The sequence below is a fragment of the Salipiger bermudensis HTCC2601 genome, assembly GCF_000153725.1.
Classification (GTDB): Bacteria; Pseudomonadota; Alphaproteobacteria; order Rhodobacterales; family Rhodobacteraceae; genus Salipiger; species Salipiger bermudensis.
In genome coordinates, this window is sequence record NZ_DS022276.1 from 302,017 (window position 1) to 325,184 (window position 23,168).

General features: G+C 66.6%; 25 protein-coding genes. 21 read left to right on the forward strand and 4 right to left on the reverse strand.

Translation table 11 applies throughout. The features are described 5' to 3' along the window. The first annotated feature begins 206 nt into the window (after nt 1-206). Together R2601_RS01365 and R2601_RS27210 are read left to right on the forward strand one after the other, a co-directional pair. Complete coding sequence (locus R2601_RS01365; RefSeq protein ID WP_007792407.1) at nt 207-2,033, forward strand: M3 family oligoendopeptidase; 1,827 nt, start codon at nt 207-209, stop codon at nt 2,031-2,033. A gap of 120 nt (nt 2,034-2,153) precedes the next feature. Further along, nucleotides 2,154-2,378 (forward strand): hypothetical protein, encoded by a 225-nt coding sequence (locus R2601_RS27210; RefSeq protein WP_254656023.1) that lies wholly within the window; start codon nt 2,154-2,156, stop codon nt 2,376-2,378. Nucleotides 2,379-2,666: 288 nt separating this feature from the next. Here the strand turns inward: R2601_RS27210 and R2601_RS01375 are convergent, their stop codons facing one another. After that, the gene (locus R2601_RS01375) at nt 2,667-2,936 is read right to left on the reverse strand and encodes a DksA/TraR family C4-type zinc finger protein (protein ID WP_007792410.1); all 270 of its coding nucleotides are present in this window, start codon (nt 2,934-2,936) and stop codon (nt 2,667-2,669) included. Nucleotides 2,937-3,043: 107 nt separating this feature from the next. On the opposite strand from R2601_RS01375, the gene R2601_RS01380 reads away from it, so the two are divergent. Beyond that, nucleotides 3,044-3,559 carry a glutathione peroxidase gene (locus tag R2601_RS01380; protein ID WP_007792413.1) on the forward strand — a complete coding sequence of 172 codons (516 nt, stop codon included), beginning with the start codon at nt 3,044-3,046 and terminating at the stop codon, nt 3,557-3,559. A gap of 4 nt (nt 3,560-3,563) precedes the next feature. Here the strand turns inward: R2601_RS01380 and R2601_RS01385 are convergent, their stop codons facing one another. Together R2601_RS01385 and R2601_RS01390 are read right to left on the reverse strand one after the other, a co-directional pair. Then, entirely contained in the window at nt 3,564-3,809 is a 246-nt protein-coding gene (locus R2601_RS01385) for an HP1242/YdcH family protein (RefSeq protein ID WP_007792416.1), read from the reverse strand. Nucleotides 3,810-3,948: 139 nt separating this feature from the next. Further along, on the reverse strand, nt 3,949-4,617 hold the full coding sequence (locus tag R2601_RS01390; protein ID WP_040544247.1) for a thermonuclease family protein: 669 nt from the start codon (nt 4,615-4,617) through the stop codon (nt 3,949-3,951). A gap of 172 nt (nt 4,618-4,789) precedes the next feature. On the opposite strand from R2601_RS01390, the gene R2601_RS01395 reads away from it, so the two are divergent. From R2601_RS01395 to R2601_RS01420, 6 genes are all read left to right on the forward strand, one after another. Beyond that, nucleotides 4,790-5,467: an SURF1 family protein gene (locus R2601_RS01395; RefSeq protein ID WP_007792420.1), complete on the forward strand. Its 678-nt coding sequence runs from the start codon at nt 4,790-4,792 to the stop codon at nt 5,465-5,467. Then, the gene (thrC, locus tag R2601_RS01400; protein ID WP_007792421.1) at nt 5,467-6,858 is read left to right on the forward strand and encodes a threonine synthase; all 1,392 of its coding nucleotides are present in this window, start codon (nt 5,467-5,469) and stop codon (nt 6,856-6,858) included. The genes R2601_RS01395 and thrC overlap by 1 nt, the downstream gene beginning before the upstream one ends. Further along, on the forward strand, nt 6,855-8,117 hold the full coding sequence (locus R2601_RS01405; RefSeq protein ID WP_007792424.1) for a M16 family metallopeptidase: 1,263 nt from the start codon (nt 6,855-6,857) through the stop codon (nt 8,115-8,117). Before thrC ends, R2601_RS01405 begins: the two co-directional genes overlap by 4 nt. Then, nucleotides 8,117-8,701 (forward strand): GNAT family N-acetyltransferase, encoded by a 585-nt coding sequence (locus R2601_RS01410; RefSeq protein ID WP_007792425.1) that lies wholly within the window; start codon nt 8,117-8,119, stop codon nt 8,699-8,701. The genes R2601_RS01405 and R2601_RS01410 overlap by 1 nt, the downstream gene beginning before the upstream one ends. Nucleotides 8,702-8,832: 131 nt before the next feature. Then, nucleotides 8,833-9,660, forward strand: a complete 828-nt coding sequence (locus R2601_RS01415) for an MBL fold metallo-hydrolase (RefSeq protein WP_007792428.1) — start codon at nt 8,833-8,835, stop codon at nt 9,658-9,660. Between the two features lie 121 nt (nt 9,661-9,781). Continuing rightward, nucleotides 9,782-11,197, forward strand: a complete 1,416-nt coding sequence (locus tag R2601_RS01420) for an FAD-binding oxidoreductase (RefSeq protein WP_007792430.1) — start codon at nt 9,782-9,784, stop codon at nt 11,195-11,197. A 61-nt stretch (nt 11,198-11,258) separates the two neighbouring features. Here the strand turns inward: R2601_RS01420 and R2601_RS01425 are convergent, their stop codons facing one another. Then, nucleotides 11,259-12,083, reverse strand: coding sequence for a lytic transglycosylase domain-containing protein (locus R2601_RS01425; protein WP_007792433.1), 825 nt, complete (start codon nt 12,081-12,083; stop codon nt 11,259-11,261). A 356-nt stretch (nt 12,084-12,439) separates the two neighbouring features. Between R2601_RS01425 and R2601_RS01430 the strand changes: the two genes are divergently transcribed. From R2601_RS01430 to R2601_RS01485, 12 genes are all read left to right on the forward strand, one after another. Continuing rightward, nucleotides 12,440-12,625 (forward strand): Flp family type IVb pilin, encoded by a 186-nt coding sequence (locus tag R2601_RS01430; protein WP_007792436.1) that lies wholly within the window; start codon nt 12,440-12,442, stop codon nt 12,623-12,625. A gap of 107 nt (nt 12,626-12,732) precedes the next feature. Continuing rightward, nucleotides 12,733-12,924: a hypothetical protein gene (locus tag R2601_RS01435; RefSeq protein ID WP_007792438.1), complete on the forward strand. Its 192-nt coding sequence runs from the start codon at nt 12,733-12,735 to the stop codon at nt 12,922-12,924. A 220-nt stretch (nt 12,925-13,144) separates the two neighbouring features. Further along, nucleotides 13,145-14,005 carry a Flp pilus assembly protein CpaB gene (gene cpaB / locus R2601_RS01440; RefSeq protein WP_007792440.1) on the forward strand — a complete coding sequence of 287 codons (861 nt, stop codon included), beginning with the start codon at nt 13,145-13,147 and terminating at the stop codon, nt 14,003-14,005. A 206-nt stretch (nt 14,006-14,211) separates the two neighbouring features. After that, a complete protein-coding gene (locus tag R2601_RS01445; RefSeq protein WP_007792443.1) occupies nt 14,212-15,627 on the forward strand; it encodes a type II and III secretion system protein family protein in 1,416 nt (471 codons plus the stop codon). A 16-nt stretch (nt 15,628-15,643) separates the two neighbouring features. After that, nucleotides 15,644-16,309, forward strand: coding sequence for an OmpA family protein (locus R2601_RS01450; protein WP_007792445.1), 666 nt, complete (start codon nt 15,644-15,646; stop codon nt 16,307-16,309). Between the two features lie 207 nt (nt 16,310-16,516). Then, the gene (locus R2601_RS01455) at nt 16,517-17,749 is read left to right on the forward strand and encodes a CpaE/TadZ family protein (protein ID WP_007792447.1); all 1,233 of its coding nucleotides are present in this window, start codon (nt 16,517-16,519) and stop codon (nt 17,747-17,749) included. Nucleotides 17,750-17,764: 15 nt separating this feature from the next. Continuing rightward, the gene (locus R2601_RS01460; RefSeq protein WP_007792448.1) at nt 17,765-19,234 is read left to right on the forward strand and encodes a TadA family conjugal transfer-associated ATPase; all 1,470 of its coding nucleotides are present in this window, start codon (nt 17,765-17,767) and stop codon (nt 19,232-19,234) included. Between the two features lie 6 nt (nt 19,235-19,240). Next, nucleotides 19,241-20,206, forward strand: a complete 966-nt coding sequence (locus tag R2601_RS01465; protein WP_007792449.1) for a type II secretion system F family protein — start codon at nt 19,241-19,243, stop codon at nt 20,204-20,206. A 13-nt stretch (nt 20,207-20,219) separates the two neighbouring features. Continuing rightward, complete coding sequence (locus tag R2601_RS01470) at nt 20,220-21,191, forward strand: type II secretion system F family protein (protein ID WP_007792451.1); 972 nt, start codon at nt 20,220-20,222, stop codon at nt 21,189-21,191. Between the two features lie 20 nt (nt 21,192-21,211). Continuing rightward, on the forward strand, nt 21,212-21,769 hold the full coding sequence (locus R2601_RS01475; RefSeq protein WP_007792452.1) for a tetratricopeptide repeat protein: 558 nt from the start codon (nt 21,212-21,214) through the stop codon (nt 21,767-21,769). 30 nt (nt 21,770-21,799) lie between these two features. After that, the gene (locus tag R2601_RS01480; RefSeq protein WP_007792455.1) at nt 21,800-22,660 is read left to right on the forward strand and encodes a tetratricopeptide repeat protein; all 861 of its coding nucleotides are present in this window, start codon (nt 21,800-21,802) and stop codon (nt 22,658-22,660) included. A 4-nt stretch (nt 22,661-22,664) separates the two neighbouring features. Further along, nucleotides 22,665-23,162: a prepilin peptidase gene (locus R2601_RS01485; RefSeq protein WP_007792457.1), complete on the forward strand. Its 498-nt coding sequence runs from the start codon at nt 22,665-22,667 to the stop codon at nt 23,160-23,162. Nucleotides 23,163-23,168 lie beyond the last annotated feature (6 nt).

Below are 23,168 nucleotides of genomic sequence, written 5' to 3' on the forward strand. Positions count from 1 at the left end.
GCTTCAGAATGTCCGCAGGGGCACCGTCCACACCGGGGGCGCCTCGGATCACCGGCAGCCTCGTTGGCCGAGTGACCGACGGGCTCGCGCTCCACTCCGGTCGCCGCGGCCGGATCTGATCCCCCCGGCACGCTTTCCCGCCGGCGACCATTGCCATCGCCCCACCCGCGCCCCTATGTCAGAGGGAAACTTCTGATGAGGACTCCATGACGAACGCCATTTCCCATCCCCGCCCCGTCTTCGACGCCAACGCTTCCGGGGGCCGCGACCTCGGCAAGCTGCCGGAATGGGACCTGAGCGATCTCTACGAAGGGCAGGACGCGCCCGAGCTGAAGCGCGATCTCGACTGGCTGGAAGATGCCTGCGCCCGCTTCGCGCAGGATTTCGAAGGCAAGATCGCCGGCCTCGATGCCGCGGGCTTCCTCGAGATGGTCCAGCGCCACGAGAAGATCGAGGCCGTTGGCGGCCGGCTGATGTCCTTCGCCGGGCTGCGCTACTACCAGAACACCATGGACAGCGAGCGCGCCAAGTTCCTCTCCGACCTGCAGGAGAAGGTGACGATCTACACCACGCCGCTGGTGTTCTTCTCGCTCGAGCTCAACACCGTCGAGGATGACGCCTATAGCGCGCTCTTCGAGGCCAATGACGAGCTTGCGCGCTACAAGCCCGCCTTCGACCGCATCCGCGCCATGAAGCCCTACCAGCTCTCCGACGAGCTCGAGCGCTTCCTGCACGACATGGGCGTGGTGGGCGACGCGTGGATGAAGCTCTTTGACGAGACCATCGCGGGGCTGACCTTCACCATCGACGGCGAAGAGATGTCGATCGAGGCGGCGCTCAACTTCCTCACCGAGCAGGACCGCTCCAAGCGCGAGGCCGCCGCCCGCGAACTGGCCCGCGTCTTCGGCGAGAACATCCGCACCTTCGCCCGCGTGCACAATACGCAGGCCAAGGAGAAGGAGGTCATGGACCGCTGGCGCGGCATGCCTTCGGCGCAGATGGGCCGCCACCTGAGCAACGATGTCGAGCCCGAGGTGGTCGAGGCGCTGCGTGACGCGGTGGTCGCCGCCTATCCGCGCCTGTCGCACCGCTACTACGAGCTCAAGCGCAAGTGGCTGGGTCTCGAGACCATGCAGGTCTGGGACCGCAATGCGCCGCTGCCGATGGAGAGCACCCGCATCGTCGGCTGGGACGAGGCGCGCGACACCGTCATGCAGGCCTATGCCGGGTTCGACCCGCGCATGGCCGAGATCGCCGCGCCGTTCTTCGACAAGGGCTGGATCGATGCCGGCGTGAAGCCCGGCAAGGCGCCGGGCGCCTTCGCCCACCCCACGGTGACGGATGTGCACCCCTACGTGATGCTGAATTACCTCGGCAAACCGCGCGACGTGATGACGCTGGCGCACGAGCTCGGCCACGGCGTGCACCAGGTGCTGGCCGCGGGCCAGGGCGAGATGCTGGCCTCGACCCCGCTGACGCTGGCCGAGACCGCCTCGGTCTTCGGCGAGATGCTGACCTTCCGCGCCATGCTCGACAAGGCCACCGACCCGAAAGAGCGCAAGGTGCTGCTCGCCGGCAAAGTCGAGGACATGATCAACACCGTGGTGCGGCAGATCGCGTTCTACGATTTCGAGTGCAAGCTGCACGAAGCACGCCGCGGTGGCGAGCTGACACCGGACGACATCAACGCGCTGTGGATGTCGGTGCAGGCCGAGAGCCTCGGGCCGTGCTTCGAGTTCATGGAAGGCTACGAGAGCTTCTGGGCCTATATCCCCCACTTCGTGCATTCGCCCTTCTACGTCTACGCCTATGCCTTCGGCGACGGGCTGGTGAACGCGCTCTACGCGGTCTACCAGGAGGATCCCGCGGGCTTCGAAGACAAGTATTTCGACATGCTCAAGGCGGGCGGCTCGAAGCACCACAAGGCGCTGCTGGCGCCCTTCGGCCTCGACGCGTCGGATCCCAGGTTCTGGGACAAGGGCCTGTCGATGATCGAGGGGTTCATCGACGAGCTGGAGGCGATGGAGGGCTGAACGCCCGCACGGCCGCCGATGCAAACACCGCAGCCCCGACGCCAGAGACGCTCTCTCAAGGGCCGGACACGCCGCTTCCAGGTGCATGTCCGGCGCCGCGTGCCACCCGGACTACGGCTGGTGTTGGGGCTGCTGCTGATCATTGGCGGCATCCTCGGCTTCCTTCCGATCCTGGGCTTCTGGATGATCCCGCTGGGCTTCGCGGTGGCGATGCTAGACCTGGTGCCGCTCTACCGCGCCGGCCTGCGCCGCGCCGGGCTGGACACGCCCACCGACACCGATCAACGTCGGCCAACGGATACAGATCCGCCGCCCCAAACCGACTCCGATCATGACCCCCGGTGAGTCTCCGGCGGGTCAAGGATGGCCGCAGGCCACCGCGCCTGCGCGGCGCCACAGGCGTCCTTGAGGCGACGGCGACTCGCCTCATGATCGCGATGGCGCTCTGAGGGCAGACCTGCCCCTCAGACGCCTCTCGGCAGACAACCGGGCGGCCCCATGCGCGCCACACCGACATGGTCACCGAAACACAGCCACCCGTGCCAACCCGAGCCCGCGGCCCACAGGGCCGGGTGCGAGACGACCTGCGCGGGCGCCCAGCGCCCGCTCCTTCAGGTCACGCCCACCGCGAGATCACTTGAGCTGGGAATCCTTCGAGCCGCGCCGGTTGATGCCGCCGCGCGCCCGCTGAGCGCCGTCGCGCTCCTGCTGGCAATCGATGCAAAGCTTCACCCCCGGCAGCGCCAGCCGGCGCTTCTCGGGAATCTCCTCGCCGCACTCGGCACATTCGCTCAGGCTCTCGCCCACCGGCGCGCGCCGCGCCCGCATGCGCTCCAGCTCTTCCGAGATCGACGCCTCGATCTGTTCGCTCACCGCCCCGTCGCGGCTCCAGCCTCCGGCCATGGCACTCTCCTCTTTCGACAAAAAAGATAGGCCCGTCCGGGGCCTCTGACCAGACCCGTTGACTTTGCCGGCACCGCTCTATCTTGCCTGCTCAAAGGAGTGCCCGCATGTTCCGCGTTCTCGCCACCCTCACCGCCCTGATCCTCGCCCTGCCCGCGCTGGCCGCGCAGGCCTTCAGCTTTGGCAGCATAGATGGCGGCGATCTCAACCTCGAGAGCTATCGCGGACAGCCGGTGCTGGTGGTCAACACCGCATCGCGCTGCGGCTTCACCCCGCAATACGATGGCCTGCAAGAGCTCTACGACACCTACCGCGACCGCGGTCTCGTCGTGCTCGCGGTGCCGTCGAACGACTTTCGGCAGGAACTCGGCAGCGAGGCCGAGGTCAAGGATTTCTGCGAGCTGAATTTCGACCTCGACCTGCCGATGACCACCATCACTCACGTGACAGGCTCACAGGCGCATCCGTTCTACCGCTGGTTGGCGGATCAGGGGTTTTCACCGTCCTGGAATTTCAACAAGGCGCTGATTGCTCCCGACGGCAGTTTCGTCGAGGGCTGGGGCGCGACCACGCGCCCCATGTCGGCGGCGATCACCTCGCAGGTGGAAACGCTGCTCGAGTGACCGCTCAGGCGGTCTCTCGGGTCAGCAGCGCATAGAGCTCGTCCTTGAGCAGGGCGCGCTGCTTGCGCAGGTCGTTCTCGGCCAGGGTGTCCATCGGCTGCAGAGAGGTCTCGACCCGGTGCACCTCGCGATTGATGTCGTGGTAGCGCTCCGCCAGATGCGCAAAGCGCTTGTCGGAGGCTTTCAGCTCCGAGATCCGCTCGGCATAGTCGGGAAAGTCGCGGGCGAGGTCGTGCGGGACGTGGGACATGCTCTGTCTCCTCCTTCTTCGGGTCGTCGGCCCGCCCGGGACCGTGGTGGGACCGGCGCGGGAGGACAGGCTGACATGACGGCGGACGCGCCGGCCTTGACCCGGATCAAACCGCCCGGATTTTCCCGCGTCCGTCTCCCTAGCGCTTGGCGCGGCGCCAGCCGGCGGCGCGGGCCTCGGCCTCGGAGCAGAACCAGCGCTCGCCCTTTCCGGTGCTGATCCGCGTGGCGCCGTAATGCTCCTGTCCCGGAACGTGGTAGATCCGTTCGCCCTTGCGCGAGATGTTGCCCTTGATCGCGCAGCCCTGCGGCGCGCCGGCGCTGTTGGCCACCTCTCGGCCCTTGCGGGCATCGGCCCGGAACGCCGCCGGCGCCTGCACGCCGGTGCTGTGCAGTCCAATCTCGCGCACGGCAGCGCGCTTCTCGTCGAGATCGTAGGCCATCGAATAGCGGCGGTAGGCGAAGGCCAGCCCGTCACGCACCATCTCGCGCCCGATGTCGCGCCCGCCGATCTCGCAGCGCGCCACCGCACGGCCGTAGCGGTCGGTGTCGAGGGTCTCGCAGCGGGCCTGCCGGCCCTCGTAGCGCGTCCTCACCTCCTGCGACACCCAGGCCCCGCAGGACCACATCGGCGCGCCCTCACCGCCACACATCTGCTTGACCTCGGGCGCGTCGATGCCGTGCAGCCGCACCCGCGTGCCGCCCACGTCGAGCGTATCGCCGTCGACCACATGCACCCGGCCCGAAGGTTCGGCCATCGCCGAAGCCCCGGCCAGAACTATGATAAAGCTGAAAAATATCTGTCTCATCGCGCCGACCTAGCGGGCGATTCAGGCGAAACTCGGGCAGCGACCTCACACTCCCGAGAGACCGCGGCGGCACAGGCCGATCGCCGCTGCAAGCGCCCCCGGCATCCCGGCTTGCACCCCCCTGCCCCGGCACGATAAAGCAGGCGACACTGCAATCCGCTTCGGAGCCCGCGTGACCCGCTACCTCGCCCCCCTGCTCTTCGGCCTGATCGGTGCCGGCATTCTTGTCGGTCTCGGCCTGTGGCAGTTGCAGCGGCTGGACTGGAAACTGGGTGTTCTGGCCGATATCGAGGCCCGCATCGCCGCCGATCCCGAGCCGCTGCCGGTGATGGTCTCGCCCACCGAGCAGCGCTACCAGCCGGTGTCGCTGAGCGGCGAGATCCTGCCGGGAGAGGCCCGCGTGCTGGTCAGCCGCAAGATGATCGGCGCCGGCTACCGCATCGTCTCGCCCTACCGCACCGACGAGGGCCGGCTGATCCTGCTCGACCGCGGCTTCACCACCGACGACAACAAGGATGCCACGCGCACCACGGGCTCGGCCGAGGTGCGGGGCAACCTGCACTGGCCCGACGACCGCAATTCCTCGACCCCCGAGAACGACGTCGCCGGCAATATCTGGTTCGCCCGCGACATCGGTCAGATGGCCGAAGCGTTGCAGACCGAGCCGCTTCTCGTCATCGCCCGGGAGATTTCGCCCGGCGACCCGCAAATCGAGCCGCTGCCGGTGGACACCAGCGGCATTCCCAACGATCACCTGCAATATGCCCTGACATGGTTCTCGCTCGCCGTGGTGTGGCTGTTCATGACCGCCTATTACATCGTGCGGCTGAGAAAGACCGGAGAGACCTGATGCGCTACATCTCGACCCGCGGACAGGCGCCCGCGCTGAGTTTCGAAGAAGCCATGCTGTCGGGCCTCGCCCGCGATGGCGGGCTCTACGTGCCCGAGACCATCCCGACCATGTCTCCGGATGACATCCGCGCGTTGCATGGTCTGAGCTACGAGGAGACCGCCTTTCGCGTCATGCGGCCCTTCGTCGGCGACGGCTTCACCGACGAGACCTTCGGCGACCTGATCTCCAAGGCCTACGCGGGCTTCGGCCACAACGCCCGTGCGCCGATGGTGCAGCTGGCGCCAGGGCATTTCCTCCTCGAGCTGTTCCACGGGCCGACGCTGGCCTTCAAGGACTTCGCGATGCAGCTCATCGGGCAGCTCTTCGAGGAGGCGCTGACCCGCCGCGGCGAGCGTGTCACCATCGTGGGCGCCACCTCGGGCGATACCGGCTCGGCCGCCATCGAGGCGTTCAAGGGGCTCGACGCGGTCGACGTGTTCATCCTGTTCCCGCATGGCCGCGTCTCGGAGGTGCAGCGCCGCCAGATGACCACGCCGACCGAGGCCAATGTGCACGCCCTCGCGCTCGACGGACATTTCGACGACTGCCAGGCTAAGCTCAAGGACATGTTCAACGATTTCGCCTTCCGCGACGAGGTGCGGCTGGCGGGCGTGAACTCGATCAACTGGGCGCGGGTGCTGGCGCAGGTGGTCTACTACTTCTCTGCCGCCGTCTCGCTCGGCGCGCCCGACCGCAAGGTGAGCTTCACCGTCCCCACCGGCAATTTCGGCGATATTTTCGCCGGCTACATCGCCAAGCGCATGGGCCTGCCGATCGACCGGCTGGTGGTCGCCACCAACCAGAACGACATCCTGCACCGCTGCCTGTCCTCGGGCGACTACAAGACCTCCGAGGTCTTTCCGTCGATCTCGCCCTCGATGGACATCCAGGTCAGCTCGAACTTCGAGCGCGCGCTGTTCGATGCCTATGGCCGCGACGGCAGCGCCGTGGCGCAACTGATGGACGAGCTGAAATCCGGCGGCGGCTTCCATGTCAGCCAGGGCGCGCTGCAGGGCCTGCGCGAGCATTTCGAAAGCGGCCGCGCCTCCGAGGACGAGACGCTGGCGACGATCCGGAAGGCGCATGACAGCATGGGCGAGCTGCTCTGCCCGCACTCCGCCATCGGCGTGAAGGTGGCCGACGAGCACCGCGACCCGGCGACGCCGATGGTCACGCTGGCCACCGCCCACCCGGCGAAATTCCCCGACGCCGTCGAGCAGGCCAGCGGCCTTCGTCCGCCCCTGCCCGAGCGGATGGCCGATCTCTTCGACCGGCCCGAGCGCGTCACCCGCGTGGAAAACGATCTTTCCGCCCTCGAAACCCTGATCCGGGAGCGTATCAACAAGTGACTGTCGAACTGACCACCCTGAAGAACGGCCTGCGCATCGTCAGCGAACGCATGGACGGGCTGCAATCCGCCTCGATCGGCGTCTGGGTCACCGCCGGTGGCCGCAACGAGCGCATCGAGCAGAACGGCGTGGCGCATTTCCTCGAGCACATGGCCTTCAAGGGCACCAAGACCCGCTCGGCGCTGCAGATCGCCGAAGCGATCGAGGATGTGGGCGGCTATATCAACGCCTACACCTCGCGCGAGGTCACGGCCTACTATGCCCGCGTGCTCGAGAACGACACCAAGCTGGCGCTCGACGTGATCGCCGACATCCTGCGCAACCCGGTCTTCGACGAGCGCGAGATCGAGACCGAGCGCCATGTCATCCTGCAGGAGATCGGCCAGGCGCTCGACACGCCCGACGACGTGATCTTCGACTGGCTGCAGGAGCGCGCCTACCAGAAGCAGCCGCTGGGCCGCACCATCCTCGGCGAAGAGGCCAACGTGCGCGGCTTCGGCAAGGGCGATCTCGAGACCTTCGTCGACGAGCATTACGGCCCCGAGCAGCTGATCATCTCGGCCGCGGGCTCGGTCGATCACGAGGCGCTGGTCAGCCAGGCCGAGGCGCTGTTCGGCGACATGGGCTCGCGCAAGGCCGCAGGCCCCGAGACCGCGCGCTTCACCGGTGGCGAGATCCGCCGCGAGAAGCAGCTCGAGCAGGCGCATTTCGCGCTCGCCTTCGAGGGTCCCGGCTATCGTGATCCCGGTTTCTACACCTCGCAGATCTATTCCATCGCGCTTGGCGGCGGCATGTCTTCGCGGCTGTTCCAGGAGATCCGCGAGAAGCGCGGCCTGTGCTACACGATCTTCGCCCAGAGCGGCGCCTACGAGGATACCGGGCTGATGACGGTCTACGCCGGCACCAGCGGCGACGAGCTTGCCGATCTCGCCCATCTCACCATCGACGAGATGAAGCGCGCCGCCGAGGACATGTCCCCGGAAGAGATCGCCCGCGCCCGCGCCCAGATGAAGGCCGGGCTTCTCATGGGGCTGGAAAGCTCGTCGTCGCGCGCCGAGCGCATGGCGCGCATGGTGCAGATCTGGGGCAAGGTGCCGCCGATCGAGGACACGGTCGCCAAGATCGACAACGTCACCACGGGCGACGTGCGCCTCTTCGCCGAGCAGATGGCAGCCTCTGCGCCGGCGGCGCTGGCGCTCTACGGCCCGGTCGGCAAGGCGCCCGACCTCGCCGCGCTGCAGGCACGTCGAGCCGCCTGATGCTCGGGCGGCGGCGCAGGTTCCGGCTCGACACCGAGCGTCTGGTGCTGCGGCCGCCGCAGCACGGCGACTTCAACGCCTGGGTCTCGCTGCGCGTCGAGAGCCAGGCCTACCTGACGCCCTGGGAGCCGTCCTGGGCGCAGGATCACCTCACCCGTCGGGCCTTCACCAACCGGGTCTATTGGGCCAACCGCTCGATCGCCGCGGGCACCGCGGTGCCATTGTTCCTGTTTCGCCGTGAGGACGAGCAGCTGCTGGGCGCCATCACCCTCGACAACATCCGCCGCGGGCCGGCGCAATCGGGGGTGTTGGGCTACTGGACCGGTCAGCCCTTCGCCCGCCATGGCTACATGCGCGAGACCATCGCGGCGCTGGTGCACCACGCGTTCGAGCGGCTCGACCTGAGCCGCATCGAGGCGGCCTGCCTGCCCGAGAACGTCGCCTCGCGCGGGCTTCTGGAGCGCTCGGGCTTCAAGTACGAGGGCGTGGCGCAGAGCTACCTTCAGATCAACGGGCGCTGGCGCACCCATGTGCTCTACGCCGCGCTGCGCGGCGACCGGCGCGGCAAGACGCAGGTGGGCTGACCGCGCCCGTCCTGCCCGCGCTTTGGGCGATCCTGCGTCAGACCGCTGGTGCAGGCTGACCCAACGGAAATGTCAGATGGAAGGGCGGCGTTCCCTGCTAGGCTGGTCTCACGCATCAAGGAGACCCGCCCATGCTGCGCCATGCGCTCGCCCTCGGACTTGCCCTTTTCGCCACCGCCCCGGCCCTGCAGGCCCAGCAGGCCCGCCAGCCTTCGCATTGCATCGCCATTGCCGACGCCGCGCCGGGGCTGCAATACCTTCACAAGGCGGCCTGGACCGACCCTGTACCGGAATACTCGGTGCGCATCCGCTACCTGTCACATGCCAGCTTCCTGATCCAGACCCGCGGCGGGCTCGAGGCGGTCACCGATTACACTGGCTTCATCGGCAACACCGATCTGGTGCCCGACATCGTCACGATGAACCACGCGCATTCCTCGCACTGGACGTCGACCCCCGACCCCGCGATCCCGCATGTGCTGCCCGGCTGGGGCCCGTTCGGCGAGGGCATCGAGCATCACCTCGACCTTGGCGAGATGCTGGTGCGCAACGTCTCGACCGACATCCGCTCGGCCATGGGCGGCACCGAGGAGCGCGGCAACTCGATCTTCGTCTTCGAGGTCGAGGGCCTCTGCATCGGTCATCTCGGCCACCTGCATCACGAGCCCAACGATGCGCAATATGCGGCCCTCGGGCGGCTCGACGTGCTGATGGTGCCGGTGGATGGCGGCTACACCATGGCGCTCGACACGATGATCGACGTGGTCGACCGGGTGAAGAGCTCGATCATTATCCCGATGCACTGGTTCTCGGGCTATTCGCTCAATGCCTTCATCGAGGGGGTCTCGGACCGCTTCATGATCGACCGCCGCACGGGCCCGGAGATGGTCGTGAGCCTGCGCGACCTGCCCTCACGCCCGACCGTGGTGGTGCTGCAACCGATGCCCTTGCGGGAGTAGCGGCGCGCCCCCTGACCATGGGGCCCAAATCTTTCTGCGAAAGATTTGCCCGGCGCCCGACCGGTCCGCCCCTTGGCTTCGCGCGGAAAATCGGCACAGTCGGCGCCGAAAGGACCCTCCCATGCCGCTTATACCCGCCGACGATACCTTCGCCGAGACCCTCGCAGCCCGCCTGCCCGAAAACACCCTGCACCGCGCCGAGCCGCGCTATCTCGAGGAGCCGCGCGGCCGCTGGCAAGGCAGCTCGCGCTGGGTCGCCCTGCCGCGCAGCACCGAGGAGGCGGCCACCATCGTGCGCGCCTGCAACGCAGCGCGCGTGGGCGTGGTACCCTATGGCGGCGGCACCGGGCTGGTGGGTGGCCAGGTGGCGCAGGACGGTGCCGCGCCGCTGCTCGTCTCGATGGAGCGCATGGCTGCCGTGCGGGCGCTTTACCCTCGGGAGAACGTGCTGATCGCGGAGGCCGGCGCGGTGCTGGCCGACGTTCAGGCGGCGGCGCTGGCGGAGAACCGGCTTTTCGCCCTGTCGCTGGCCTCGGAGGGCACCGCGCGCATCGGGGGCCTGCTCTCGACCAACGCCGGCGGGGTGAACGTGCTGCGCTACGGCAATGCCCGCGAGCAGGTGCTGGGGCTCGAGGCAGTGCTGCCCGACGGCACGATCTGGCACGGGCTCAAGCGGCTGCGCAAGGACAACACCGGCTACGACCTGCGTCACCTGCTGATGGGCGCCGAGGGCACCTTGGGGCTGATCACCGCTGCTGCCCTCAAGCTCTCGCCGGTGCCCGCCGTTACCGGCACCGCGCTCTTCACCGTCGAGAGCCCCGCCGCGGCGCTCGACCTGCTGGCCATCGCCCGCGACCAGCTTGGCGAGGGCATCAGCGCCTTCGAACTGATCTCGCGGCAGGGGCTGGACTTCCTGACCGAGAAACTGCCCGACGTGCGCCAGCCCTGGCCCCAGCCGCCGGAGTGGTGCGTGCTGGTGGAGCTTGGCCTGTCGCGCGGGCTCGACCCCGAGGCCGCGCTCGAGACGCTCTTCGGCACCGCGCTGGAGGCCGGGCTGGTCAGCGACGGGCTGGTGGCCCAGTCCGAGCAGCAGCGCGCCGAGTTCTGGGCCATCCGGGAGCGCATCCCCGAGGGCAACAAGGCGATCGGCGCAATCTCGTCGCATGACATCTCGCTGCCGCTCGGGCTGGTTCCGGAGTTCATCGAGCGCAGCGCGCCGCGGCTGGCCGAGGTGGGCGCCTTCCGGATCAACTGCTTCGGACATCTCGGCGACGGCAACCTGCATTACAACGTCTTCCCCCTGCCCGGGCGCAGCAAGGAGCAGCACGTCCATCAGCGCGAGGAGATCAAGCGGACGGTGCATGATCTGGTGCATGAGATGGGCGGCTCGGTCAGCGCCGAGCACGGAATCGGGAGGCTCAAGGTCGACGATCTGGAGCGCTACGGCGATCCCGCGAAACTCGCCGCGATGCGGGCGATCAAGGCGGCGCTCGACCCCAACGGCATCATGAACCCCGGCGCCGTGCTGAGGGGCTGAAGACCGCTTTGGAAAGCTGGGGGCCGCCAAAGATTTTTCGTACGAAAAATCTTGTGCCGCGTCAGTTGGCGGAGACCCGGAAGACGCAGCCATCCGAGAGCAGTTCAGGGGGCGTCAGGCACAGACCGCGCGCCACGCTAAACGCTGCCAGCACCTTGGGCACGTAGTCACGGGTCTCGGCATAGGGGGGCACCCCCTCGTGCCTCGGGATCGAGTTCTCGCCGGCATTGTAGCCCGCCAGCACCATGATCGGGTCGCCGTCGAAAGTCTCCATCAGGAAATCGAGGAAGGCCACGCCGCCCTGTATGTTCTGCGCCGGGTTGAGGGAATCCGCGACCCCGAAGCGCGCCGCGGTCGCCGGCATGAGCTGCATCAGCCCCTGCGCGCCGGCCCCGCTCACCGCATCCGCCCGACCGGAGGATTCCACCGCCATCACCGCCAGCGCCAGTGCCGGCGACACACGGGTCCCCACGGTCGCCTTGAGAAGCTCGACACCCCAGGACGACGCCATGCTCTGCAGATCCTGAAGGCGCGGCGCGGCCACGCCGTATCCCTGCGGCGGGGTCGACAGCTTGATCAGCGTGGGTTCGAGCCGCCCCGGGCCACTATCGGCCAGTGCCGGCGAGACCGCATCCCAGAACCAGCCATAGGAGCCTGACCCGCCGGCGCGCCCCGACGACGCCACCACGGCCGCCTCCGGGGCCGGCAGCGGCTTGGGCTTCATCGGGGCGGGCGCGATCTGAACGGTGATGCGGCGCTTGGCGCCGGCCTTCGGCGGCGTGACCCGCTTGGCGGAGAATTCCGGAAACGGCGCCGGCTGCTCTGCCGGAACCGCACCTGCGCTCATCAGGGCCACGAGAACGGTGGCTGTCATCATGCGAAACATTGTCGGACCTGCCTCTGGTCTCTGCGCTTTTGTGGCAGTGTCTCATGCCGCGGGCCACCGACCAAGACGGGCGCCGGGATTCGGCGCCGGGCCGTGCCTTTTTCGCCGGCCTGCCCCGCGGCTCCCGCAAAACGGGAACTCGCCGACCACGTATTTCCTTTTGATTTCATTAAGATGAACTTGCCAGATTGTTTCCATCTCCCTCCTGAAAACAAACCAATTGCGCCAAATTCGTGCCCGATTCCGGGGGCTATATACCCTCATACCGCAACGGACGGGGCCGTGAGAGAAACCCCGAGGCACCGGCGCGGTGAGTAAGTAACCTGAGACCAGTACATTATACTTTGGAGAGAGACATGCTGAACTTCATCAAAAACTTCCGCGCAGACGAAGACGGTGCCGTGACGGTTGACTGGGTCGTGCTGACTGCGGCCGTGGTTGCAATGGCGATCGGCGCTTACACCACCATCAAGGACAACTCCGACAACATGATCAGCGCCGCGGGCAACGCGATCGCGTCCGAGCAGGGCAACCTGTTCTAATCACGTCGGAAGATCCGGATTTCTCGCCCACCGGTCGGTCTGACGGCCGGTGGGCGGATCCACCCCGATTTCCTGCTTTGACGAGTTTTTCCCTGCGGAAGGTCCAGATGATCCAACAGCTCAAGGGTTTTCTGAGCGACGAAACCGGCGCAATTACCGTCGACTGGGTCGTTCTCACTGCGTCGGTCGTGGCGATGGCGGCGATCTCGTTCTACCAGATCCGCGACAACAGCGCGAACCTCGAAGCCGCGGCGGGCAACGCCGTCGCCCAGGAACAGACGCGGCTCTTTCCGGACTGATCCCGCGCGGACAGCCCTAGCATTCCAGCCGCTTCGCCCCGAAGCGGCTTTCGTCTTTTTTGCGCCCCTCCTTGCCCCCCTCCCCGTCGACGCCCGCAAAGCGCTGCGAGGACGGCAAGAATTGGCCACATTCCCCCGGTATGTGTCGGGAGCAGGATCAGAGATCGCCCCCGGTCCACGAGCGGACCGAGCACAGGCGACAACCCGAGAGGTAACACGTATGCGACTGGTATTCGGACTTGTACTTCTGGCAGGCCTTGCCCTTGCAGGCTTCGCCGTGCACCTCGCCCAGAAGCAGTTCGGCGCGTATCAGAACGCGCTTCAGGAAGAGCGCCAGAAGGCTGTCGAAGCGGTTCCGACCGGACGCATCTATGTCATGACCCGGCCTATCGCCCGCGGCGAGATCCTGACCCCCGACGCGGTCAAGCTGGCCCCCTGGCCGATGGAGATCATGCCCGAGGGCATCTTCACCGAGAAGCGGCCGCTCTTCGTGGAGGGCGACGCGCCGCGCGTCGTGGTCAACGCGATGGACAAGTTCGACGCCGTCCTCGACGGGCGCGTCAGCGAACCGGGCGGCGATGCCGGCCTGACCTCGCGGCTTGAGCGCGGCGAGCGCGCCTTTGCCATCAAGGTCGACGTGGCGACCGGCGTCTCCGGCTTCCTGCGCCCGGGCGACCGGGTCGACGTCTACTGGACCGGCCGCGTTCCGGGCAACGACCCCAACCTGCCGCAGGGCGATGTGACCAAGCTGATCGAGACCGGGATCCGTCTGATCGCCGTCGACCAGACCGCGGAATCGGAAACCGCGAACCCGACGACCATCGCACGCACCGTCACAGTCGCCATCACGCCGCAACAGGTTGCCGGCCTTGCACAGGCGCAAAGCACCGGTCGGCTGTCGCTGTCGCTGATGGCCGCGAACGACGAGACCGTCGCCGACGCGATCGAGGTCGACCAGCGCGCCCTTCTCGGGCTCACGAAGCGCGAGCAGCAGGTCGAGAAGAAATCCATTCAGGTCTGCACCACCCGGGTGCGCCGCGGATCGGAAGTTGTCGAGATCCCGATCCCCTGCACGAACTGAGCTTTTTCAACCGCTTGAACCGGGGGCGCCAGAGGGCGCCCCCGCTTGCGTTCCACGCCCAAAGACAAGGCGCTGTTGCCCGCACCCCACATCAGCGACGCGCCTGAAACCATTGATTCTTGCAAAGAAACCCAAACTGTCGCACAGTCGCCCGCAAAGTGGGCAGAAAAGACCCGCACCCGAGGCGTGATCGAAAGGCAGGTCACATGACATTCGAGAAGACCCTCAAGGCGGCCCTGCTCGGGCTGACCCTGGCCGCGAGTCCGGTCGCCCACTCAAGCTGGGCCGACAGTCTGCGCGTTGTGCGGACCGGCACCGAAAGCGTGCTCAGCGTTCCGATGAATCGCGCCGTGGTGGTCGAAAGCGACCGGCCCTTCGCCGAACTCTCCATCGCGAACCCCGCCATCGCCGACATTTCCTCGCTGTCCGACCGCACGATCTATGTGCTGGGCAAGACCCCCGGCACTACCACGCTGACCATTCTCGACGCCAACGGCCGGCTGATCACCAATGTCGACGTGCGGGTCGCCGCGGACGTCACCGAGTTCAAGGAACGCCTGCGCCAGATCCTTCCCAACGAGCCCATCGAGGTGCGCACCGCCAATGACGGCATCGTGCTATCGGGTACGATCTCGAGCGCCCAGAAGCTGCAGCGCGCGCTCGATCTTGCCGAGCGCTATGCCCCCGAGCGGGTCTCGAACCTGATGACCGTGGGCGGCGTGCAGCAGGTGATGCTGAAGGTGCGCTTCGCCGAGATGCAGCGCTCGGTCGCCAAGAACCTGCGCTCGTCGCTGTCGGTGACCGGCACCCTGTTCGGCAACGATGAAACCACGCTCGCGAGCGAGACCGGCACCCTGATCGGCCAGTCGGGCAACACCAGCATCAACGTGAATGACGACGCCGAAGGGGCCTTTCTCCTGGGCTTCAACAGTGGCGCACTTCAGGTTGGCATCCTGCTGGAAGCGCTTGAATCGAAAGGCATTTCGCGCACCCTCGCCGAGCCGAACCTGACCGCCCTGTCGGGACAGGAAGCACGCTTCCTCGCCGGCGGCGAATATCCGGTTCCGGTGTCGCAGGACGATGGCACCACGATCGTCAGCTACAAGCCCTTCGGCGTCGAGCTGAACTTCGTGCCGCGCGTCGTCGATGGCGACCTGATCAACCTCGAGCTCGAGGCGGCGGTGTCGTCCATCGACTCGTCGAACGGCATCACCACCGGCGAGATCACCATCGATGCCTTCCGGCGCCGCGAGACCTCGACCACGGTCGAGATGCGCGACGGCGAAAGCTTTGCCATCGCCGGCCTGCTGCAGGACGATTTCCGGGACCTCAACGGCCAGGTGCCGTGGCTCGGCGACATCCCGGTTCTCGGGGCGCTGTTCCGTAGCGCCGAATACGAGCGCGAGCAGTCCGAGCTGGTGATCATCGTCACCCCGCATCTCGTGACCCCGACCCGGGGCGAGGTGCTGGCTCTGCCCACCGACCGCGTGCGCCCGCCCACCGAGAAGGACCTGTTCCTCTACGGCCGGACCGCCTCCGACACCCGGCGGCCGCAATCCGGCGGCGCGGCAGAAGTCGCGAAGCAGGATTTCACCGGCTCCTACGGCTATGTGATGGACTGAGATGAGGACTGGTGAGATGACCGGGCGCAGCAAGATGATCAGGATCGGCCTCGCGGGCCTCGGACTCTCCCTCCTCGCCGCCTGCGGCGCCTCGAGCCAGTGGGGCCAGGAAGCCGGCCGCGTGGTCGACAATGGCAGCTTCGGCAACGCCACGATGAACAACACCCAGATCCAGAACGGCGATCGCCGCTACGTGATCGACCTTGGCGAGCGCTTCGCCGAGGAGGTGCCGACCATGGTCACCTTCGCCTTCAACAGCGCACAGCTCGACAATGGCGCCCGCGCCACCCTGCGGGAGCAGGCCAACTGGATCCGCCAGTTCCCCGAAGTGCGCTTCCGCGTCTACGGCCATACCGATCTCGTCGGCTCGCCCGCCTACAACAAGCGCCTCGGCATGGCCCGCGCGCAGGCGGTGGTCTCCTACCTTGCCGCGCAGGGCATCTCTCGCGAGCGTCTCGAGGCGGTGGTCTCCTACGGCGAAACCCAGCCGCTGATCGTCACCAGCGAACGCGAGCGCCGGAACCGGCGAACGGTGACCGAGGTTTCGGGCTTCGTCGGCTCGCATCCGACGGTGCTCGACGGCAAGTATGCCGAGGTGATCTACCGCGAGTACATCCGCAGTGCCGAGCCGGCCAGCGGCCTCACCGGCATCACCGGCGCCGAGCTCTCGACCGACAGCTAATCGTCCCGAACGACGACTGATCGTCCAGCATTACCGTACAATTTCGGTTTTTCGGCCCAAATGTCGCCCACATTCTGAGTGAATTTACCGTCAGCGGGACAGCTGCGCCGACCGAGTCGGAGCCGCATCCCGGCGACGGGAACAGGTGTGTGCGCTGTCTTCCCTGCCTCGCCGGGTGTCTCCAAGAAGGCAAAGGATGACAGGCAAATGACGAGTATGACCGCTGTACAAAGTGACCCGAGCCCGATCGTCGCCTGCACGATCAGCCGGAACGTGCAAAATTTCGATCTGCTCATCGAGGATATGGAAGCGCTGCTCGGCGAAGGCTGGGGCGATCTCGGCTTCGGCGAGGCGCTGGCCTTTCTCGGACAGCCGGACTCGCAGGATCTTGAATTCGTCGCCATGGCGATCGACGAGGAGGACGAGGAGGATCTCGGCCTGATATCGGAGGTCATCGGCGCCGCGAAGGCGCGTGACATCAAGGTGGTCCTGATCGCCGAAGACGTCACCCCGGCGGCGCTGCACCAGCTGCTGCGCCGGGGCGCGGACGAGTTCGTCCCCTACCCGCTGCCCGAGGGCGAGCTGGCCGCCGCGGTCGACCGGATGCGCCGCGCCTCGGTGGTGGCCGACGCCGCCGAACCGCCGGTCAAGCTGTCGGGCGATGGCGACGGGGTGCTGATTGCGGTGCAAGGCATGTGTGGCGGCTGCGGTGCCACCAATTTCGCGGTCAATCTCGCCTGGGAGCTCGCCAATATCAGCAAGGGGCGCGCCCCACGCGTCTGCCTGCTCGATTTCAGCCTGCAGTTCGGCTCCGTCGCCACCTATCTCGACCTGCCCCGCCGCGAGGCGGTGCTCGAGATGCTGGGCGACGTGGAATCGATGGATGGCGAGAGCTTCGCTCAGGCGCTGGTGAGCTTCGAGGACAAGCTCCAGGTCCTGACCTCGCCCGCCGACCTCGTCCCGCTCGACCTGATCGGCCCCGAAGATGTGAAGCAGGTTCTCGACGTGGCGCGCGAGCATTTCGATTACGTCGTGGTCGACATGCCGACCACGCTGGTGCAGTGGACCGACACCGTGCTGACCGAGGCGCAGGTCTATTTCGCCCTGCTCGAGCTCGACATGCGCTCGGCCCAGAACACGCTGCGCCTGAAGCGCGCCATGCAGGCCGAGGAGTTGCCCTTCGACAAGCTGCGCTTCACGCTCAACCGGGCGCCAAAATTCACCGACCTGCAGGGCAAGAGCCGGGTGCGGCGCATGGCCGAGAGCCTCGGCATCCGCATCAACGTGCAGCTTTCCGATGGCGGCCGCCTTGTCGGCCAGGCCAACGATCACGGGCTGCCGCTGGCGCAGCACGCCCAGAAGAACCCGTTGCGCAAGGAAATCGCGAAGCTGGCGGTCGAGCTGCACAGCATCGGTCAATCCGACGCCGAAGCAGCCTGAGAGGGGGTCTGAAGGATGTTCTCACGCTACAAGAAACCGTCGGCCAAAAGCGCGGCGCCCGCCGTCGCCGTGGCCGAGGCGCCCGCCGCCGCAGCAAAGGCCCCTGCCCCGCAGCAACCCCGGGCCAAGGCGCCTGCGCCCCCTGCGACGCCGCCACGCAAGCCGCGCGCCAAGCCCGCCGAGGTCACTCCGCAGGACCGCGAGAAGAAGCGCAAGGAGCGCATGGGCGACATCAAGCTCGAGATGCACCGGGTGCTGCTCGACAATTTGAACCTCGCGGCCATCGACCAGGCCAGCGAAAAGGAGCTTCGCGAGGAAATCAGCGCCATCGTCGCCGAGACCCTGCAGGACAAGGGCATCGTGCTCAACCGCGAGGACCGGCAGACCCTCAACCAGGAGCTCTACGACGAGGTCAAGGGCCTCGGCCCGCTCGAGTCGCTGCTGCAGGACGAGACCGTTTCGGACATCCTCGTGAACGGTCCGCACCAGATCTTCGTCGAGCGCAACGGCAAGCTGCAGGTGTCGGACGTCGTCTTCAAGGACGAACGTCACCTGATGCGGATCATCGACAAGATCGTCTCGGCGGTGGGTCGCCGGGTCGACGAGTCGAACCCCTATGTCGACGCCCGCCTTGCCGACGGCTCGCGTTTCAACGCCATGGTGCCGCCGATCGCGGTGGATGGCTCGCTGGTCTCGATCCGGAAGTTCAAGAAGGACAAGCTGTCGATCGACGACCTGATCCAGTTCGGCGCCTTCACCGAGGAGATGGCGGTCTACCTGCAGGCCGCCGTCGCCACCCGCCTCAACGTCATCGTCTCGGGCGGAACCGGCTCGGGCAAGACCACCACGCTCAACGCGTTGTCCTCCTTCATCGACGACAGCGAGCGCATTCTGACCATCGAGGACACCGCGGAACTCCAGCTTCAGCAGAGCCACGTGGGCCGCATGGAAAGCCGCCCGCCCAACGTCGAGGGCAAGGGCGCGGTGACCCCGCGCGACTGTCTCAAGAACGCGCTGCGGATGCGCCCCGACCGCATCATCGTCGGCGAGACCCGCGGCGAGGAAGTCATCGACATGCTGCAGGCCATGAACACCGGCCATGACGGCTCGATGACCACGATCCACGCCAACAACCCGCGCGACGGCATCTCGCGGATGGAGAACATGATCGCGATGTCCGGTGTGGAGATGCCGCTCAAGGCGATGCGCAGCCAGATCTCCTCGGCGGTGAACCTCATCGTGCAGGCCTCGCGCCTGCAGGACGGCTCGCGCCGGATGACCTCGATCACCGAGATCACCGGCATGGAGGGCGACGTGATCTCGATGCAGGAGATCTTCCGCTACCAGCGCGTGGGCCTGACCCCCGACAACAAGATCATCGGCCACTTTACCGCGACCGGCGTGCGCAGCCACTTCTCGGAGCGCTTCAAGATGTGGGGCTACGATGTCCCGCCGTCGATCTACGAACCTTTCCGTCCGGAGTAACCAGTCATGTTTTCGGCAGAACTGATCATCTATGGCCTGATCTTCGTCGGCGTGCTCGTGCTGGTCGAAGGCGTCTATCTCGTGGCCTTCGGAAAGTCGATCAGCCTCAACAGCAAGGTCAACCGCCGGCTCGAGATGCTCGACAAGCACAGCAACCGCGAGGAGGTGCTCGCCAAGCTCCGCAAGGAGATGGACCAGCACATGAAGAGCCGCGGCCTGCCGCTCTATTCGCTGCTTGCGGATCGCGCCCAGAAGGCCGCGCTGGCCTTCACCCCGAACCAGCTTATCCTGATGATGGCTGGCGTCAGCGTCTTTGCCTTCTTCGGTCTGACCGCCGGCACCGAGGCCGGGCTTGGCGTGCGGGTGATGATCGCCATCGGCATGGGCGTGGGCGGCGTGTTCATGTGGGTCAACGGCAAGGCCAAGAAACGCCTCGCGCTGATCGAGGAGCAGCTTCCCGACGCGGTGGAGTTGATGGTGCGCTCGCTGCGCGTCGGGCACCCGTTCAGCTCGGCCATCGCGGTGGTCTCGAAGGAGATCAAGGACCCGCTCGCCACCGAGTTCGGCGTGATCGCCGATGAGAGCACCTATGGCCGCGACATCGGTGAGAGCCTCAAGCACATGGCCGAGCGCCTCGACATGCAGGATCTGCGCTTCCTCGCCGTGGCGGTGTCGATCCAGCAGCAATCGGGCGGCAACCTCGCCGAGATCCTAGAGGGCCTCGCCAAGGTCATCCGCGCCCGCTTCCGGCTGTTCCGCCGGGTCAAGGCGATCACCGCCGAGGCGCAATGGTCGGGCAAGTTCCTGTCGGGCTTCCCGGTGGGCGTGCTGCTGGTGATCCAGCTTACCGATCCGCATTACTACGATGAGGTTCTCGACCACCCGTGGTTCGTCCCGGCCTGCTTCATCGTCGCGGTGTTCCTGGCGCTGAACCTGATGGTCATGCGCATGCTCGTGAACATCAAGGTCTGAGAGGGCTGTCAAAATGATCGAAACGCTCAACACCATGATCACCGACATGCTTGGTCCGGCGGGCCCGCTGATGGTGGTCGCCGGCCTCGCCTTCCTGCTGATCGTCGCGGCCATCCCGCTGATGCTGGCCGGCAAGCCCGACCCGATGGACAAGCTCGCCAAGTCCGGTCGCGACCGGGTCGATGCCGAGACCAAGGCGATCCTGCGCGACAAGCGCAAGAACGCCAAGCTGAACAAATACGCCCAGTATCTCGAGCCCAAGAGCGCCGAGGAGCTTGGCGAGGTGCGCATGAAGCTGCTGCAGGCGGGCTACCGCACCCGCGACGCGGTGCGGCTCTACTACCTTGCGCAGATGGTGCTGGGGCTCGGCCTGCTGGTGGCGGGCCTGACCTATTACCTGATGTTCATCGATGGCCCCGAAAGCACGATGCAGCAGAAGCTGATGTACATCATCCTGCCCGGCGCGCTCGGCTATCTCGCCCCGAAATACTGGATCACCAAGCGTGTCGAGGAGCGCAAGAAGCAGATCGAGGAGGGCTTCCCCGATGCGCTCGACATGATGCTGGTCTGCGTCGAGGCCGGCCAGTCGCTTGACCAGTCGATCGTGCGTGTCTCCAAGGAGATCCGGGCCTCCTACGCGGCGCTTGCGGACGAGTTCGAGATCATCAGTCACGAGATGAAGGCCGGCAAGGACAAGGCCTCGGTGCTCAACGACATGGGCGAGCGCTGCGGCGTGGCCGATGTGTCGTCGTTCGTCACCGTCCTGAACCAGGCTTCGACCTTCGGCACCTCGATCGCCGACGCGCTGCGCATCTATGCCAGCGAGATGCGTGACAAAAGAGTCATGCGTGCCGAGGAAAAGGCGAACAAGCTGCCGACAAAGATGACGCTGACGACTATGATGCTCACCGTGCCGCCGCTTCTGATCATTCTGGTCGGGCCGTCGGTCGTGAACATCACCAAGCTCGGGAGCCTCGGCTTCTAAGACCGCGCAACGGGGTCGCCATGCGCCAAGGCCTGATCGCCTGCCTGACATTTCTGATGCTGGCCGCCTGTTCTTCGGGCGGCCGTGTCATTCCCGAGGACCAGATCTACGCCCCCGCCCTCGATCCGGGGGGCGAGGCGGTGGATGGGCTGATCGTCGGTCACCGGCTGATGGAGGCGGGGCAGTACGAGCTCGCGCTCGAGGCCTTCACCCGCGCCGCCGCCACCCATGGCCTGACCGGAGAGGTGCTGACCTCGCTCGGCACCGCCAATCTCGGACTCGGCCGCCTCAACCAGTCGGAAACCCTGCTGCGGCAGGCCGTCGAGGAGGAGCCGGACTGGGCCGAGGCCTGGAACAACCTTGGCGTCGTGTTGATGGAGCGCGGAGAGACCGCCGAGGCCTCCGAGGTGTTCCGCCGGGCCTACGCGCTCGACAATGGCGAAAGTGACGCAATCCGCGACAATCTGCGCTTGGCGCTCGCAAAAATGGAAACTGCGAGCTATGGTGAGCCCAGGCAAGAAGACTACAAGTTGGTCCGCCGGGGCAGCGGCAGCTACCTCATCCGGTCGATCGACTGACGAGGCAAAAGCAGCAAAAAGGACGCAACAATGCGCCACCCCATCCTTGCGACCCTCTGCGCGGCAGGGGTGTTCGGACTCTCCGCATGTGACAAGACCATCGACAAGGACGCCGTCGACCGCGAGTTCACCGGTGTGAACGCCATCGACGGGACCGGCCTCAACGATGTCATGCTCAAGGCCGCGGACCCGTCCGAGGCGGTGACCTATTTCCAGCGCGCCGACGGCATCGACCCGGGCCGCATCGACCTGATGCGCGGTCTCGCCGCCTCGCTGGTCCGCGCCAAGCGCAACCAGGAGGCCAGCATCGCCTGGGCCAAGGTCGTCGACCATGCCGACAGCACCAACGATGACCGCGTGGCGCTGGCCGACGCGCTGATCCGCAACAACGACTGGGAGCGCGCCGAGCAAACGCTGAACTCGATCCCGCCGACCCACGAGAGCTACAAGCGCTACCGGCTCGAGGCGATGATCGCCGATGCCAACCAGAACTGGGACAAGGCCGACAGCTTCTACGAGACCGCGGTGGGCCTGACCACCAAGCCGGCCTCGGTGCTGAACAACTGGGGCTATTCCAAGCTGTCGCGCGGCGACTATTCCGGCGCCGAAAAGCTGTTCTACGAGACTCTGCGCCACGATCCGGCGATGTTCACCGCCAAGAACAACCTCGTGCTCGCCCGCGGCGCGCAGGGCAACTACACCCTGCCAGTCCTGCAGATGACCCAGGTCGAGCGCGCCGAGCTGCTGCACACCATGGGGCTCTCGGCGGTCAAGCGCGGCGACGTGCGCATCGGCAAGGGCCTTCTCGAAGACGCGATCGAGACCCACCCGCAGCATTTCGACGCCGCCGCCACGGCGCTCGCGGCGCTCGAACCGACGGTCACGAACTGAGCCGATGCTGTCGATTTCCGCCGCCGCCGCGACCTGGTTCGCGCCGTTCGTGCTGCCCATCTGTCTCTATGTCTGCTTCACCGACATGCGTGAGATGCGGATCACCAACCAGGCCAACCTGGCGCTGCTGCTGGTCTATGCGGTGGTGGGAGTCTTCGTGCTGCCGCTCGACGCCTATCTCTGGCGCTACGCGCATTTCGGCGTGGCGCTGGTTGCGGGCATCGCGCTCAACGCCGGCGGCGTCATGGGTGCCGGTGACGCCAAGTTCATCGCCGCAGCGGCCCCCTTCATCCACGTCGGCGACCTGCGCTTCCTGATGGCTCTGGGGGCCGCGGTGACGCTGGCCGCCTTCCTCGCCCACCGCATCGCCAAGATGACCCCGCTGCGCCGCCTCGCCCCCGACTGGAAGAGCTGGTCGAGCGGCAAGCGCTTCCCGATGGGCGTTGCGCTTGGCGGAACTCTGGCGATCTACCTCGTGCTCGGCATACTCTACGGCAAGTAACGGGCG